This window comes from Buttiauxella agrestis, assembly GCF_900446255.1.
GTDB lineage: Bacteria > Pseudomonadota > Gammaproteobacteria > Enterobacterales > Enterobacteriaceae > Buttiauxella > Buttiauxella agrestis.
The window spans coordinates 126283-143457 of record NZ_UIGI01000002.1; the positions used below are offsets into that span (position 1 = coordinate 126283).

General features: G+C 42.4%; 15 protein-coding genes. 5 read left to right on the plus strand and 10 right to left on the minus strand.

Going from position 1 to position 17175, the window contains the following annotated elements:
- Positions 1-29 precede the first annotated feature (29 nt).
- Both DY231_RS24200 and DY231_RS24205 read left to right on the plus strand, forming a co-directional pair.
- Positions 30-1283 (plus strand): ParA family protein, encoded by a 1254-nt coding sequence (locus DY231_RS24200; protein WP_115632042.1) that lies wholly within the window; start codon positions 30-32, stop codon positions 1281-1283.
- Positions 1280-2281, plus strand: coding sequence for a ParB family protein (locus DY231_RS24205; protein ID WP_115632043.1), 1002 nt, complete (start codon positions 1280-1282; stop codon positions 2279-2281). Before DY231_RS24200 ends, DY231_RS24205 begins: the two co-directional genes overlap by 4 nt.
- 590 nt (positions 2282-2871) lie before the next feature.
- On the opposite strand, the gene DY231_RS24210 is transcribed toward DY231_RS24205, so the two are convergent.
- The 10 genes from DY231_RS24210 to DY231_RS24255 all read right to left on the minus strand — a co-directional run bounded on the left by DY231_RS24210 (position 2872) and on the right by DY231_RS24255 (position 12351).
- A complete protein-coding gene (locus tag DY231_RS24210) occupies positions 2872-5565 on the minus strand; it encodes a TraC family protein (protein WP_115632044.1) in 2694 nt (897 codons plus the stop codon).
- Between the two features lie 12 nt (positions 5566-5577).
- Complete coding sequence (locus tag DY231_RS24215; protein ID WP_347876567.1) at positions 5578-6288, minus strand: TraV family lipoprotein; 711 nt, start codon at positions 6286-6288, stop codon at positions 5578-5580.
- A 143-nt stretch (positions 6289-6431) separates the two neighbouring features.
- Positions 6432-7181, minus strand: coding sequence for a thioredoxin domain-containing protein (locus DY231_RS24220; RefSeq protein WP_208326170.1), 750 nt, complete (start codon positions 7179-7181; stop codon positions 6432-6434).
- Positions 7182-7282: 101 nt separating this feature from the next.
- Positions 7283-7789 (minus strand): hypothetical protein, encoded by a 507-nt coding sequence (locus tag DY231_RS24225; RefSeq protein ID WP_115632047.1) that lies wholly within the window; start codon positions 7787-7789, stop codon positions 7283-7285.
- Between the two features lie 11 nt (positions 7790-7800).
- Positions 7801-9168, minus strand: coding sequence for a TrbI/VirB10 family protein (locus tag DY231_RS24230; RefSeq protein WP_115632048.1), 1368 nt, complete (start codon positions 9166-9168; stop codon positions 7801-7803).
- On the minus strand, positions 9158-9604 hold the full coding sequence (gene htdO, locus DY231_RS24235; RefSeq protein WP_115632049.1) for a plasmid transfer protein HtdO: 447 nt from the start codon (positions 9602-9604) through the stop codon (positions 9158-9160). The genes DY231_RS24230 and htdO overlap by 11 nt, the downstream gene beginning before the upstream one ends.
- Positions 9601-10830, minus strand: coding sequence for a TraK domain-containing protein (locus tag DY231_RS24240; protein ID WP_115632050.1), 1230 nt, complete (start codon positions 10828-10830; stop codon positions 9601-9603). The genes htdO and DY231_RS24240 overlap by 4 nt, the downstream gene beginning before the upstream one ends.
- Position 10831: 1 nt before the next feature.
- Positions 10832-11614, minus strand: coding sequence for a TraE/TraK family type IV conjugative transfer system protein (locus DY231_RS24245; protein WP_115632051.1), 783 nt, complete (start codon positions 11612-11614; stop codon positions 10832-10834).
- Positions 11615-11641: 27 nt separating this feature from the next.
- Positions 11642-11956, minus strand: a complete 315-nt coding sequence (locus DY231_RS24250) for a type IV conjugative transfer system protein TraL (protein WP_115632052.1) — start codon at positions 11954-11956, stop codon at positions 11642-11644.
- Positions 11957-12003: 47 nt separating this feature from the next.
- Entirely contained in the window at positions 12004-12351 is a 348-nt protein-coding gene (locus tag DY231_RS24255) for a pili assembly chaperone (RefSeq protein WP_115632053.1), read from the minus strand.
- A 1742-nt stretch (positions 12352-14093) separates the two neighbouring features.
- Here DY231_RS24255 and DY231_RS24260 point away from each other — a divergent pair.
- From DY231_RS24260 to DY231_RS24270, 3 genes are all read left to right on the plus strand, one after another.
- Complete coding sequence (locus DY231_RS24260) at positions 14094-15725, plus strand: hypothetical protein (RefSeq protein ID WP_115632054.1); 1632 nt, start codon at positions 14094-14096, stop codon at positions 15723-15725.
- Between the two features lie 112 nt (positions 15726-15837).
- The gene (locus DY231_RS24265) at positions 15838-16950 is read left to right on the plus strand and encodes a ParB/RepB/Spo0J family partition protein (protein WP_115632055.1); all 1113 of its coding nucleotides are present in this window, start codon (positions 15838-15840) and stop codon (positions 16948-16950) included.
- Between the two features lie 15 nt (positions 16951-16965).
- Entirely contained in the window at positions 16966-17175 is a 210-nt protein-coding gene (locus DY231_RS24270; RefSeq protein ID WP_115632056.1) for a hypothetical protein, read from the plus strand.

Below are 17175 nucleotides of genomic sequence, written 5' to 3' on the forward strand. Positions count from 1 at the left end.
ATTTCAATGATTAACAGAGTGGTTATAGAATGAATTTATTAGAAAAAATAGCTCTAGTCGGTCAACGCATGAAGAGCGAGCAGATCTCGCTTAAAGAGTCGCTGGCATTGTCTTCAAGAATTTCTGTTTCTGATGACAGTATTGATGGTGTAGACCGTCTTATTTATAACCACTGCCTCAACAAAAAAAGCCTTGCTGACTTTTTTAGAAAATCGCGTAATACGTTTGGCAAAATGATTGCTGATATGGAAGAGGCCAAGGTTATCGGTGCGCCTATTTTCCAAAACAAAAACCATCTATATACACGCTTTGATGTCCAAAACATTATGGACCACCTCGGTTATCCGGCTTACCGAGACAGCTATCATAGTCGCGTTATCATCACGCAGAACTATAAAGGTGGCACGGGAAAAAGCACGACATCAATCTCTATTGCTACAGCGGCTGCGTTAGACCTAAACCTTAATGCAAAGGTATTAGTTATAGAGTGGGACCCACAGGGTTCGATAGGTAGCAGTATGATCCGCAGTGTCCAAGAGGATGATGTATTCCTCACAGCTGTGGATGCCATTTTGGGGATCTATGAAGATAACTCCGATTACAAAAAGTATCTGGACCTCGGTTTCACCGAGGCAGAAATTATCAATAACATGCCTTTTTCTACCCACCTTCCGAATCTGGATGTCATAACAGCATTTCCTACTGACGCTCGATTTAAGGATAGATACTGGCAAATGGCTAAAGAAGACCGAACGGAACTTCTGCTTCGCTTCCGTAATGTAATTCTGCCTGTTCTGAAGACGAAATATGACCTCATCATTATCGACACGCCACCAGAAGATTCCCCACTAATCTGGGCAGCAGATGAGGGTGCTGACGGCATTCTCGTTGCTGTTTCCCCTCGTGAATATGATTATGCGTCGACAACCGACTTTATGATTACCCTGAGCGAACGTTTCAAGCAATCCCCAAACAAAGGAGAGAACATTAAATGGTTCAAAGTGCTGGCCGTTAACGTTGATGACAAAAGTCCATACGAACGGATAGTTCTGGATAAACTTGTTCGGACCGTACAAGATTTGTTCTTAACGACAAATATTAAAAATTCCGAAGCATTCAAAGCTGCTGCCTCAAAAGGGCGTACTGTTTTAGATATCAAGAAGTCTGAAGAGCTTTGCGCACCTAAACAACTGGATATCGCAGAGCAATCTGTTATGGCTGTCTATCAGCAATTTATTAACGAAATTAAAAGCTTTTCAGTTAAGGAAGGAGTTGAGAAATGAGTGACGGACAAGAAATTGGTAATGATAAGTCTCTCTATCTGAGCAGCCCGAAACGGACTGGTGTTGTACACCAGTCCGGTTTAGCAAATCTGAAGACTGCCACTCGAGTGAAGAAACTTTTCACCCTGCATAACAATCGGAAAGTGGAAGCGGAACATATCACTATCCCGGCAGCAGATGTTCAGACTCAAACCGCTGTTCACCCAATGAACCCTCGTAACCAGGAAGCACTGAGCGTTAATGCTGTTAGAGATATCCTCCTTCAAATTGAAGCTCGTGGGATTGATACAGAGGGTGTGGCAGTTAAGCGAGCTGGTAAATATTTGTTGATTGAGGGTAGCCGCAGGCGCTTTTGCTGTATCAAGGCCAGTAAGGATTTGCCACTTTGGGTCTTGCCGGATGAACTAACGCCCGAAGATATCCAATCGATCATTTCTGCTGCCCAAACCTCACGGCGCTTCTCGTATCGCGAGATTGGTTTCCAGTACATTCAAAAGATGAAAGAGATGAGTTTCACTAAAAATGAAGAACTGGCTATTTACCTCGGGACAAGCCATGTCTCTGTGTCTAAGCGAATTCAGGCAGCACAGATTTCTGAGTCATTGATAACGCTGTTCCCTGACTATGAGGCCATCCCTAATGCGTTTTATAACCAGCTTGCCCGCTTCCAGAAATATGTGGAGAGAAACTTATTTTCTCTGGATGATGTCGTTGAGCAGGTAAAATCTGAGACTAATGATTTACCAACTGATGATATTGCAGATACGCAGAAAAAGGTTCTCAAATCAATTATCAAGGCAGTGGAGCAGCTCGATGAAAATCGTCCCAAGAAAGGCTGGGAGACTCGCGAACTGGTGACATTCGATAATAAAGACAAGTATGCTCGAATCAGTAAAAGTGCATCTGGCCGAAAAGTAAAATTCGAATTTAACCGAATGAGTAATGACCTGATAAAAGAGATTGAAGCATTCATCGCTGATAAGTTAAAAAATGACTAATATTTAACTTCCTAAGACAAAAGCTGCACTTTAGCATGGTGCAGTTTTTCTACTCTTTACTTCCCCCTGACCCCCAAATCAATTATTAACGCATTCGTTTGCTACCTATCATTTAATTGCCATTGGTACACAAAACTAACTTATGTTAGTTCATTGAACCACCATCTCCACACATATTGAATAATTCAACCATGTGGAACGGTAAGCTAACAAGGCAAGGTTGATATAAGTAACAAGTGATTTTAAAGTTATATGTCGATGTTATTTAAACGCTACAAATAAACTTTCACACATTAAGCAATTGAATTTAATCAATATTATTTCGTCGCAACCACAAACCTACATATGGTTCTTAAAAATAACATGTACCATATAACCTACATTTTCAGACTGCACCGCAAGGTCGGCTCTGAGAACGCTCGTGGTTGAAAATGTCTCTGAGGAAATAATGAGGAACGATCAACAAACGGTGTACCGCAGTAAATAGCGAATTGCCTCTCCGAAAGGGTGGCAGTCAAATCTTATGTAATGACAAAAGTTACTTTTTAGCAAAAAGGCCCACGAAGGGCCTTTATTATTTAGGCTAATGGTCAGGCCACTTTTGCTCTTTCCCTTTGCTCTTGTTCGTAGAGAATTTCAATCGCCTCCCCGTAGCTACAATCTCGCTGAGCCTGTATATCCCAAAGACGGGTCCTGTCTTTGGAGTCCGTTGTAAAGCAGAGCTCCATTTTACGGTCTACGTACAGCCTGCAAATCTCCTGGAACCCTTCGAATCGTATGAGCATTTCAGAGAAAACCCCCTTAACAGTACGAATGTTCTTCATGCGCTCATATTCGCCGTCAGAAGTAGAGAAATATTGATTCTTTTTCATAGATTCAATTGATTCTTTCTCCTGCTTCATGATGATTTTCCAGGGGCTGTTAGCCGTAATTGCACGGCCAACGGAGGAGGTAAAATAATCCTCAAATGACTGGGTTACACAAATTCCAGCACAGTTCGTTTTCCTGAATCGCCGCCATGCAGCTTCCAGGAATGAAGTAAAGAACTGGTTATTCGCCTGATTACCACCGTTGGCATTGTCCGGACGAATGTACTCCCATGCTTCATCAAGTATGAAAAGTCTTCTGCGACCATCACGCTTGATAAACATGGCATGCTGTGCGGCCTGGATGATCGACATTAAAACTACGGTTTGCAGATGCGGTGTTCCTTTCAGCTCTTCCAGTTCTAACACAATAAAGCGGCTATCAAAGTTGATTGGTGGAAGCGTTTCGGAAAAACGGTATCCGTAAATTCCACCTTCGCACCATGCTCCCAACTGGACACCGATGTCCTTCATCCTGTCATCGGGAAATTCACGGCATCGACGTGCAAAACCGGTAATAGATCCAGTCCGCCCAGCTTTCCGTGATTCTCTGTACTCCTCAGCGATCAACTGAAGCATTACAGATTGCTGGAAATCATCAATTTTTCCAGATTCTGATGCCATGATTTTTAATTGGTTTAGGACCATTATGGTTTGAGCAACTTTATCCTTTTCATCTTCGTTTTCTGACTCCGAAGTTGAGTCACTTTCGAAAGTTGGGGCCTCTACTAAAGCTCTTTCATCAGCTGCAACGTCTGTCAAAAACGCAAACGGGTTGAGGGTAAAAGTAGGGGTGCGCCCAAAGTCGATAAATTGAGAGCTGGAGTATTGCTCGGAGATCCCCTGATATGAACGACCTACATCCACAACGAATATTTGCGCTCCATCGGGGTCAAAACTGGTGTACCTGTTTTCAGCCAACAACTGTTTAGCATCCCGGTAATGATGCATCTCATTAGCTCTGGGACCAGCACCCAGGTAATTGTTGATCAGATAGTTTATGAAGAAAGACTTCCCGGCCCCGGAAGTTGCACCAACAACCGTATTATAACTGGCTGAAGTTTTAAAAATATCAAGTCCCAGCTGCTGACCTTCACGCGTCACCATGTTTATAACAGGTTGATTGGTATTGCCTTTCCATGGTCCAAAGATTGGGCATAAGTGTGCTGCCCCGGTATTAGTCATTACTTCGTGCCGGTCAAGATCATGAACCGTTTTGGCATCATTACACATAGGTAAAGTGGACATTAAAGATGGGAAGACAATATAGGAGTCATCCGTAACATTGACGCGGCTTTCCAGATAAAACGATTTCATCTGATCAGCACCACTTTGAACGTCTTCGGCCGTATTACCCATGACAGTGAAGGTCAGGTATCCCTCCATTAATCTCGCCCCATCCTCCAGCTCACGGGTGACAGCCATATAGTCATTGTCCATATCTCTTAGTCGAGGACAGAAGGTTAAGACAATAGGTATACCGGCTTGTTTGTTCGTGACAGCTTTATATCGGACGTTTTCTTTAGCAAGCTTGAGAGGGTCTGAATAGACGGTTGTGAGTGTTATCATGAATGGATTGAACACCGTTTTTCGACCATGCATCCAATTCACTACTAATTCATACATGCTTCCAAAACTTACATATTCAGGGAAACGTCTAACAGATAGCTGTTTGAAATATCTGGCTTCAGTCTTATCGCGGTTTCCGGTCGTCGTTGAAAAGTAGTTTTGTCCTACCTCGTATTTCCGACCCGGTACGTCCACCTGTTCGTTCAGCCTTTTGAGTGTATTGACTCTCATATTGCCTTCTGACCAGCGAGCATGTTCTCCAGGGTTCAACACTTTATCCAGGCAGTAAAGCCAGTCTTCGGCCTGAGCTGCAAATGGGGTCAGCCCCATAGTTACTAATTTACTTTTCAATTCTGAATACAACACGTCAATATTGCGTTCTTCAGTATCGGTAGGGAAAGCTCCAGCTAAAGGAATGGTAAATGAAATCCAAACCTGAAAATCACGCAGCTTCAATTGGTCATAGTCTGGCTTAAGCGGCTCTCTGGTACTGCGGTCAAAATATTCGAGTTGATATGCGTTAAGGAGGTCAGACTTTTCCTTGTCCTCCTCAGGCATACGGCCGCCACGCACGGACGCCCATGCACTCAGTTGCATTATTAAATCGGGTAGGCCGGACAAGGTCACCTGGCAGACGGTATCTGTAGGAAAATCCATCTTATACATCTCGGCCAGAATATCTTTTTGATTCTCATACAGGCCAGGGGAGGGATTACAGATGAACATAAAACCAAGCTTGTTGCCATCTATCAGGAAATAGTTACTGCCCGGTAACTGGTCGAAAACCGGAATATAGTTACCCAGCTTATGACGAACAAGCTCTTCATTAAATTGTTTTATCGGTTGCATTTATGTCCCCTGTTACAGCTCACGAACGACACCATTGGCCGTTACTGCTTTGGTTGCTTTTTGCTGCAACTGCATATTTTCACGAGCAGAATCCTGAACTTCTAGCGGCACAATTCTTGCTGGATTTGTCGTGGCATTATTACCGGCGATCCAGGTTTGAGGGCGAACGTTGACGTATACATAGCCAGGAAGATTAAGGGCATTGTTATCGTCAGTGTACGGGGCAAATGTTATGCGCATGACTTTGCCCTGCTGAAGCACGGCAAGAGGCTCAGGGGCTACTACAGGTTGTTTGTAGCCCTGAGATCGATATTGCTGAACCTGATTCTGCGACAATGTAGGGTTAACCGGCTGGCCGTTGTAGACGGAATATAGATCCTTTGCTGGTTTTATATCGGAATTGGGATTGTAATACCGTGGGGCAGGTGTTGCCTGAACCGGGGTATTGATAAATGGATTTCCACTGGCTCGAGTCACAGAACCCTGGCTGACAGGCGTTCCACCAATTGGACGCGGTGAAATTGTATTCGATGACAACGCGACAGGCGTGATGGTAGTTGCTACAGGCTTATTAATCAGCGTCGGTGACTTAGGATACTGAACTTCGCCCGGAGGTGTCACCTGTGCCGGGTAGCGACTGTCAGCGACAGTCGATTCCCCCTTTCCCTCGGTTTGCTCTCCATTGGTATCAAATAAATCATCACGGTTATTGGTTAATTCCATTACTTCCCGAGGACCTTTACAGATAACCCCATTTTCAACACCGGGACATTCTGATTCAGAACTACCTATGCAACCAGTGAGATAGGTAGTTGACAAAACGATAAGGGCACTAAGTACTGTTCTTTTGGTATTCATTTTGTTACCTATTCAGTGGCAAATGGGTTTTTGAGTAACGGAGTAACACTTTGCTTAAGCCAGTAATCAAAATCCTTTGGAATTCCATTACCGGCAAGACCATCTTCACGCACAACTGATGGCACTCCCTGGAGGTTATATACTCCGGCCAACGCCATGGACGTTACCAATGGCTCGACAGAACATGATTCAGATTCTTTGACAGGTAGCCACCGCTTTTCGGTATCGGCTTTATTTCCGGTTAACCACTGGATAATATCGAAATCAGTAATTTTTCCCTTTTCGCGACTACACCAAAGTCTTTGTAGTTGTTTTTTTGGTTCGCCCGGGGAGGGGATTAGAACAATATCCACACGATATTTTTCACGGTCTGCAACAAATTTCTTTATAAGATCTTCACAACCATCGCAATCGAGTGTGATGAAAATTGCAGCCTGACGCTTAAGTTTTGGGTTACCGAGAGGAATTGACGCCACTTTATTTAATGGAAACGGAGAATCACTTAAACTAATAAAATATGATTTTCTTATTTCGTCTACTTTAAAAAGTTGAGTTCGTTTAACGACATCAACAAGACTTCCACCGGATAGTGTATATCGACCATTAGTGGTAACGGCCATAAGCTTTGAGTTTGCATCTTCAAAAAGATACAACCCCCCGGTTGGGAGATAAATTGCATCTTTTGGCTTATACGCCTGCATTTTTGACATTAAGCTCTGAAGGTCAGGGCTAATTCCGCCTTCCTTTGCTTTGGACATCAACGCACTCGCATCCGAATCAGTAAATACAGTAGATTCAGCATTTACAACCACAGAGCTCATTACGCTTAACACTGCTAGTAATGGAATAATTACTTTTCTCACTGAGTGGTAACCTCATTAAAGTTTTCATTGCTACCCAGCGATTTTAACTCATCCATCAATGCGTCCCCGTCGATATAGGTGACAATTTTCACACTTGAAGGAATTGAAAAAGTCAGTGCCGAATCAATGACCAAAAATCCATTCAAACGGTATAACGCCATCAATTTTCGGGTGTATATGCGGAATTCTGGTTCTAACTTTGCGATTTCTCTTTCATCACTATTTTTTAAATTATTCTGCCGTAAAAAATCATCTCTGATTTCTGAAACGTTCATCACAGCAATACGGGGGGTATCCGTACCAAATGTTGGCATTTTAAAAGTAGAAATATATTTATATCCGTAGATACCGACAATGGTTAAAAGGAGCGCACCGGCAGCAATCTTTAGCACTTTTTCCAGTTCAAATTCTAAAGTTACTTTTTTTACCGCCTTGCGGCCCCCACCAACAGGGGCCTCAACTTCTGGTAAAGTAATTTCTTTTTTATCGTCTTTGTCTGTCACGGGAGTCTTCCTTATCGTGCAACCAGATTTGTTGGAATTGTTGCTCCTGACTGGACAACAAAGGTGATAGGGCGGCCAGGGCTAATTTCAACTACAGGCCACTGTTGCTCTGCAATACTGGTGTAGTAATCAACTAATCTGTTCAAACCTCCACTCGCAGCTCCGCTTCCGGCCAAGGCCCCAAGCGCACCGAAATTCGGCGTTTGATACTGTGCTTGAGAATTAGGGTCGATGTTGAGCGAAGATACCTTGCTAGGGCTTAAACTTCCGGCCAAGGCTGACAATCCCCCTGCAAATGCAGAACCGGCTATTGCATTACCATTTCGGCTAATCAGATTGCCACGAATGCCATTTTTACCGTCGTTTTCGGAAACAGCGTAAGCTTCCAGCTTGACGTCAAACGCCTTACCTTTTGAGTTAACACAAGAGATTGATGTGGCCCGTATGTAGGCTCGTTGAGATGCCAGATCACCAACTGCGGAGCCCAAGAGGTTGCAATCTCGAAGGTCCATAGTGAAATTATTAGGCATCAACACATCTTTCTTGATTCGCATCGTGACTGGCATGGGCTCGGCCTTCGATGACATACTCGTAGGCGCTTCTAAGCCTGTGATGAGTACTCCGGTAATAATTGATGTCGCAGGTAAATACATTTCATCTTTTCTGGCTGCGTGACGAGCTTTGCTATCAACTGGTGTTGTCCCATCAGTTTTAACTGTCCTCATACCTGCCTTTTCAGCACCCGGGAAAACTTCTTTACCTTCTTTAATCTTTTGTTCTGAAATAGGCGTAACCTGAATCACTCCTCCAGAGGCATTTGTTTTAATGGATGATTGAGTAATTGTGCGCATAGGACTCATACGCTGTGGTGTAATTACACCACCTGCATCATAGCCATTATTAACAGCAGCATTGGTATTGAGTTGGTACGGCGTTGCAGCCGGAGTTGCCCCACTGTTACTTTGTGGAGGATTGCGGCTATCGAGGCTTCGATTTGGATTATTTCGGTTAGCCTGCATATCTATAAGCTGCTGCTTAAGCTGACCCAACTGTGAGTTCAGTTCGGCAACCTGAGTCCTTGTTTCCGACTGTATTTTTTCGGCCTTATCACGCTCAGCTTTAGCTTCATTCTGATCTTTTCGGTTCTGTTTAATCATCTCGTCATAAGTCAGCTGGCTTTGTTTAGAATCCAGCTTATTCATTTGAGACTCATCGAGTAATAGCCCCGTTTGCATATCTTTCTTTTGGGTATTGACTCGTTTCTTTTCAGCAGGGCTGAAAAGTGATTGGCTGATGAAAAATATCAAAACGGCAATAATGACAATCAGCGTACCATACCGAAAGGATTTATTCGTTTCCCATTGTTTTTTAATGTCCATTCTCTGCTCCGTTTTGAGGTGCCAGATATCGCTTAATTTTGATTTGCCGCTCACTATCTTTTAGTTGCGGTACAATGTAAGGCTGTCCTGCTTTCACCCAGGATTCATCATTAGAACTGTGTATAACCTGATCAATATCTTGCACATGCAACTGTTCTGAAGTTACTTTTTTTGAATTCGTTTTTTTCTCGGTTTGATCTAATGACGATTCGGCTTTGCTACTTACAAATTTGGATTCTAAAGAATCATCAGCAAATTTGATTACCGTCTTATTCTCCTCAGGTAGAGAAATCGAAATCACCGGCTCACTTGGAAGTATTTGTATCTCACTCCGCTCTATATAATTACTTATGTAATAACAGCGTGTAATTAAGAAAACACTAAAACCCACCAAGGAACATTTTATAAACTTTCCAAAAGTAACTTTTATATTCATTTGCTATTGATCAGACTTGGTCTCGTTGTTACACGGGCCTTACGCTCCTGGAAGAGCTTATCCCTGACGATATACAGTTCGGTTTCTTCACCCGGTTGTAGGAATGCTTTATCAAAAAGAGCACTAGCAATGACGCCTTCAGTCAGGCATTGCTGATCAGCTACAACCTGCCCATAAGGTTTATCATTCTTTACCAGCACGATATCAATCAACTCTCGGGACCCTACAAGACGTTGACCGAGTTTTGCATACATGTTGAATTTACAGGGTGCTTGTTCGCTTGCTGGAATGCGTGACAAACGCTCTGTCTGAAGACTGAAACCTGACGGAACTTCACCTAGAGCTACAGGCGTGAGCAAATCCATAATACGTTGTTTGTGATCATCCTGGCGCGGGTCAGAAGGGCTCATTTCTTCTTGTTGGGAACGCTCGAGCATTTCTTGATACTGCTGCGCATCAATAGATTTCTCTCTCTTCGCCTGCATTTGAGGACTCAGCGAAGTGTTTACTGAAATCATTGCCCCTGGCACATCCAGTGGGATTAGTGTCAGGTTATAAGTACTTTCTGGAACATTGTCTTCTGACAGCATAATTCCGATTGGCTTGGCAATATTGGTGGTGATGTATACATCTCCACCATCAACAAAAATACTGGCATCCTGCTCAGGCGTTGAAGTACTGACAGAAGCGTTCTTGAACGTAGTCGAAATTCTGTTTTGTAAGCCTTTGGATACCGGTAAAACTATATTTCCGCCTGGGGGAACGTTAACCTTTTGGACTTCCTGATAGCGGCTCTTAGCCTCTGTAAACAGGACATCAGTTTTAGACGGCGCTGCGGTTTGAGCTTTCTGAGGCGCTCCAGCTGCTCCATCAGTACGTCCACGGCCATATTCGTCAAAATTACCTGAGGCTATTTGTGCGTCATATCCCGGCAATGTAGGGTTCTTGTTCAGTGCGTCAGTGATTGCATTAACAGCAGGTGAAGATGAACTGGCACCAGACAGAGGGACTTGTGGAAGTGCTGTCGTTGGTTTGTTTGTAGTCGGTGATTCAGATGCCATTGCCGATTGTGCAACCTTTTGAACACTATCTGCTCCCACAGGTATTGCCACGGGGTTATTGACGGCAGCTGGCAATTGATAATCTTCAGCATAAACGCTGTGGACTATTCCCAGACTCAATAGCATTGCCATCGATTTAACTTTGAAATCCCTCAAGTTTTTCATTCTATTCCCCGGATGTGGTTGGCGGATTGTCCAGTTTTTCAAGTTGCTCTTTACCATTTATCGTTATTTTTTTGATATTTGGTGTACCGGCATACTGGTTTGCATAGGCAATTCGTGGCATACCCTGGCGTAAGCCTATAACCCACTCATAAGTCCATTTCGACGTCTCTTGCTTGTCAGAAACATTCGTTAACTTCGTAGTTTTAGTTCCCCAGACATAGACCATGTCATTTTTTTCGTCGAAATAAATATCAATCGGAGTAAAGGTCTGATCGACCCCCCTTGTTTGCATGATATTTATTTGGCTTTGTAATTCCGCAGCAATCCGACCTTGAAGCTCTGGAGAAAGTGATTTGATAATGTAATCCATGACGAATTGAATGTTTTTTGGGTTTATGTTCCCCAACATAGTGCTGTAAAAAAGGGCCCACTGAGTCTTGTAGGATTCAGAGGCTTTATTACCAATCACTCGAATTTCTTCGTTCATATTCGGAGGGATGACTACAGTTACTGGTTTATCCAGGAAAATTTCTTTCCCGACTAACCCAGCAATAATTACTAATGCCAGTATGTTGGCATTAATGATTTTTGTATTCCGGCTTATCAATTCACCATAAGCGATCCCAGCCGGTGAGCTTTTCGATGTCGGGCTCATGTGCGAGCGGGTATCCAAAAAGCGACCATTTCTCTTCTGAGTACTTTTCTGAAGGTTTTCAGTTTCGGGAGTATTATCGCTCGCCTCTTTTTTAAAGAGAATGGCTTTTATTTTTTCGTAAATATTCATATTCAACCTTATGGTGTATTCGTGATTTCAGGAATACAGGTCGCGAATAAATGGGTCACTAAAGTAGCGACTGCTAAATACCGTTTTTCCCGGCAGGAATCCCAGCCACCACGCTTTATGCCGCAGGTAACCACGAATCCCTAGTTCAGCAGCCTTTTTGTAGGCTACCCAGTAAATCGCTGCAATTACGGTTGCGATGGTAAAACAGTCAAAAATATTACCAAATGCACACAGTAAAAAACTAAGGCCCAATTGCTTGGCATCCCAGAACAAAATGAGCAAAGGCATGTTTATCCGATAGGGAAAACGGTAACTATGTTTTGGTACTGCATGCTCTGTCATGAATTACCTTAGGAGGGGGCTAGCCCCCTCGTTAGAATCGGGAGCTTTTAGAGCGGTACACCAGCATCCATAAATCCGCCGATGATTTTTTCACCGTTAGCAATGATCAGCATGATGAGGAACGAAACTGCGGCCAGACCTGGGTTTGGTTTCAGAACAGAAAAGTAACCGCATGAGAAGAGCATGCAAGCGGCGAGGATCTTACCTGGGGCTCCTGTCAAACCTTCGCTAAGGTATGACCAAATTTCACCAAGAGCACCATCATCAGAACCTGCATAGGCGAAACCACAAGTCAAAACAGTTAGAATGACTAACAGCGTGATGTTGAGTGCTTTGGTTTTATTTACGGTCTGCTTTTTATCAGTCGCAAAGTTTTTGTTTAACGTAAGTTCCATATCGACTCCGAAAGTTAGTGGGTTAACGAAAGCAGGGATATCGTACCTATCTTTTTTCTGGCTCAAGATCGGATAGACCCCGATTTTTTTCGCTTTAGTACGAGGGAAAGGATTGAGCTGAAAACTAACGATTTCGACGCATAATTTTTTAAAAAAGAACTTTAAAAAAACCTGATTAAATTTTGTTCCCTTTTAATAAGATCTCTCTTTTTAGATCTCAAAAGGATCTCTAAAAGATCTCAAACAGATCTCAACTGATCTCCATGCTGATTTGTTGTTTTAATTCATGGGATTAGGGTGTGTTTTGAACCGGGCGGACGGACACTTTGACCAAACTCACGGACACTGTGACCATGCAGACGGACGATTCGAAATGAGAACGGACACTTATACCAACGAAGCGGCTGGTTAAACCGGTATGACGGACACTTACTCCATAGTTATCCACAGGTTCTATATTTTTCAGTTACTTAGGTTGTTGATAAGGTGTTGGTATCCTTTTTCTTAGCTTTATGGAATTAACTCTCCTAAGAAACGACCATCCATTCTGTCTGATTGAGGCTAAATCTTTAGCTGCCAGAACGGACATAAAAACCATATAGACGGACATTTAAATGGTCGAACTGATCTACAGATGCATAAATGATTTGATTGTCTGGTCCTCTGGCCTATACATCTAACCAAACAGACGGACATTTAGGTTTGAAAGTACAGTTTTCACCAACTGGACGGACATTTATGAGAGGGGACGTAGTATCCCGCCGAGCTGACGGACATTTAACTGTTGTTAGTAGATTTCTAACCAAGATGACGGACACTTAAACCGAGCAGGCGGACAGTTAGCGTTGAAAAGTATTTATCTAGCCAAGTAGACGGACATTTATCATTCAACAGTATTTATCTAGCCGACTAGACGGACATTTATCATTGAACGGTATTCCCTAACCAGGTAGACGGACATTTATCTCTAAACGTACTTATCCAAACCAAGAGGACGGACACTTAAGTGATTGTCACCCTCGAAAACCTGGAAGTCGGACACTTTGGCTGCATGCTAATATCAGTTTCACATGGTAATGGTTACATGAACGGGCGAATTTGCGCTTAATGAAAGGGTCGGAAGTTACTTTTTCTGACTGGCTTACACTGTTAAATGCTTTTTAATGTGATCACGTTAACAAAGTTAATAACGTTATTCTTATGTGGAAAAAGTACTTTTTATCAATAAATAGCCTTCCTACTGGTACTTTTTAACTCATCCGCTTTGATTTCTGAAGTTGTTGTATTAACACTTTTCTAACTGCTGTCCGGACCACTCAACTAAAGTTAACCCCCCCTCAACCCGCTGCGCCTCTATTAAGTGTCCGTCTACTTGGCTAATGAGATAAGTGTCCGTCAGATTGGCAAGAAAGGGGTAGGTAGATAAATGTCCGTCGAACTGGCATTGTTGAAGGCTACTAAAAAGAGAGTAGGAAAGTGATGTGTGATGCCGAAGTGAACGAAATTTGGTTAGGTGTCCATCTACTGTTCATGATTTAGGCCACGGACTCTGATAGGGATGCAAAAGTTACTTTCCGAAAAAACATAATTGTTTGGATAGTGAATTTTCATCGCTCCAATATCGAAACATTTTAAGCAAAGTGTTTCATATTGTTTCAAAATGCTCGGGATGTTGATTCATCCCACTTGTTTTTGTGTACAATCAGGTACAACAAAACAAATGCAATACCAGCAGGTTTTAGATGGATATCTCAACAATAGTCGATTCATTCATAACAACTAGGTTTGGACATAAACAGGCTGATATCGACGAAGTCTTTTATGAGGCTTTGTTATCAAGCCTCGTGACCAAAGTACAAGCCAGGTTAAACAAAGAGATCTTTGCATCTTTCGCTAATGATCCTGAAATGCAAAAGGATTTAGTGGTCGCGATCCTGGAAAAGCTGCATAAAGGCAGTGAAGTAACAAAGCCTGTTGATGAACAAAGATCTGACGATGAAAAGGTCCCGGCCAATACAGCAAATCAAATCAATGATGGCCCAGTAGTAACCTCCGTTGCTTCGCCTTCGTCGTCTCCTGTCAAAGAGCCTGAATCAGTACCGGTATCCGCAGTTAAGGTAGAACCTGAAAATAATTCGAATGGTGTCATCACTGGTGTTCTGGAACCGGAAGACTTCAATGATGAACTGAGCGAGTTGATCCCTGATGACGGCATCATGGGAAAAAATAATAAATTTCCTAAAGAGGTGCAATCGCATCCCTTAGTCCTGCTAAGAATTCCATTATTTGTAGCTGGTCGGCACAATCACAAGTCAACTGACCTTACAGACCACGAGTCGGGTAAAGATATCATTAGCAGGTTTTCGGCCCAGGGATACGAAGGGTTCGACACAGTACATATAGAGGGTCCTACAATGAACTCTCTTCACTTTATTGTGTGGAATGCCATCGTCAGATGTTTTAGGGAAACAAGTAAAGCAGAGTTGGTCAAAGGTGAAGGAACGATTGTCATACCCTTTACCAAATTCATGGATTACTCCGGTGTTAGCGCTAAGAACAAGCGTATGAAGCAGCGGGAAAAAATCATTGAAGCGATGAGAGACATTAAAAAACAAGTCATCGTCATTCGGAACAAGAAATTACTTCAGGCTGAAAGATATGAACAGGACCCGGACGTTGAAGTTAGCGCTGAAGTAGAAGAAGAGGGGGGACTTAAGGAAGCTGTCTATGATTTGATAAGCAGCTACATTATTGATCAGGAGAAAGATACCGTACAGGTTTCTGTAAGCCGGACATTCTTTGTCATGTTTTCCACTTACCTTATTCCTATCGATCAGAATATTCTTCTGAAATATAAAAGTGAATTACTGCGAATTGTATTGTTATTTATTAATTCTCTTCCAGCAAGCGGAAATAGACATTTAACTCTCAAACGAATCATTGAACGTGCTAAACCGCAGAAAGAGACAATAAGAGCTCGTGACTACCATGAAGTGCTTGAGCTAATGTTAGAGCTGAAAAAAACAGAACGGGTATCTTTTGAGCTTATTGAAGCTGAAGACGTAGATAAAATTGTTTTCAAGAACTTTTCCCATACCTTACAACGAACACAGAATTCAGAAATTCAACAACCTTCCTTAGCTCGTCGCCCGAAAAGAACCAAATCTGAAACTGATTTACAGTTCCTCGTGCGTCTAAAGAAATGGTTAAATGGTATCTATCTAAAAATTCAAAAATACTCACAAGATTCAGGTGATCAGAAGTTAACCTTCATTCGCTTTAACCGCATCAAGAGTCTATGTGAAGATGCAGCTCTGACCGAAACTAAAGATGCTCGCGAATTTTTCCAAAAGATTTATGACCTTCGTAAATAGAATCTAATGAAACTACAGTAGGATTTTGTAGTTTCATTAATTTACTTTCTTTCCAGAATTGCTATTAGCATTTTCAACATTGTGTGTATGATCTCTTAAAAGGAGAACACTTATGCACAAAGAAATCATTTCTACAATTATTGAAATTCATCCCGATGAGCTTTTAATTGAGGCTGGGTTCAATCCTCGTGAGGCATTTATTGGCGACAAGTGTTATACACTGGAACCAGTAAAATCGACTATTGTTGCCATTAAACTTGCCTACAAAGAAGGGCGAAGCGTTGAGCTTATCAAGGTCGTTAAACACAACAATAAATATTTTGTCAGGCAAGGCCATTGCAGAACAATGGCGCTTAAGCAGGCCATGAAAGAGGGCGCTGACATTAAAAAATTCAAGGTGATGCTTATTACCGGATTATGTGATGGTGAAGAGTACCTTGAAAATATTGATGGTAATCAACGTAACGCCCTCAATCCTGTTAGCCAGGGCTTTGCACTGCAACGAGCTCTTACATTGGGTTATTCGGTCGAAGAGTTGGCCCAAAGATATCAGCGGTCAATCACCACCATCAGGAATACATTAAAGATTATGGAAATGCCTGAGCCGCTGCTCGTATTGCTTTCGTTTAATCGTATTAAGAAGACATTAGCAATTGAAATTATGCTGCGTTATGAAAACGATCACAATAAAGTCATGGAACACCTTCGTTCCGTATTTCCTGATATTGATAGCCTTGCCACGGCAGAAGTTTTAACTATCTCCGAAACAAAGCATTCAAATTCAGTAGTTTCAAGGCCAACAAAGTCAAATGAGAAAAGCATTACTACTCCAAATGATGATTTGGTTGCTGAAAATCAAGAGGCTGAGCCTGTAAAAGAGAAAGACGCAAAATTGACACGGAAATCACTCGGCATCCGAGTGCTGTCAAAAAAGAAAACAGAGCGTTTAAAAAGTAGCTTTTTAAAAATTACTAACGAAATTAAACAGGCCGAGCCTTGTGATGAAACAGTCGTCGAGTTACAAGTGGACAAAAAATTCGTCTCTCATTTCGAACATGTTTCCAAAGAGCATTGTTCAGAAAACGGTGATGGGCTTTGTCTTAAATTATCTGAGAATCAGCTCAGGCTTCTTGCTAATCTTTTAAGTAATGAACATGTAGCTTTATTCCTCACCAAAGAACAGGTTACAGAAGTCACTGAAATCCAGCAAATGCTTGCCAGCTAGTTTATTGGAGACACTATGAAACGTATTTTGTTTGGCACAACCCCGCTGACCTTGATTGACACAATTGGGCATCTTAATGATGCACAGAAGGTTCTTTTAGAAAGAAAAGCTCAAATTGATGATGGTGTCCGATTCGATCATGTCGATGGGGGGCATGATGCTTTTGTTGGAACTGTACTTAAGTCACTTGATGAAGTGAATGTTAAAATTAGCAAACTGGGGTAG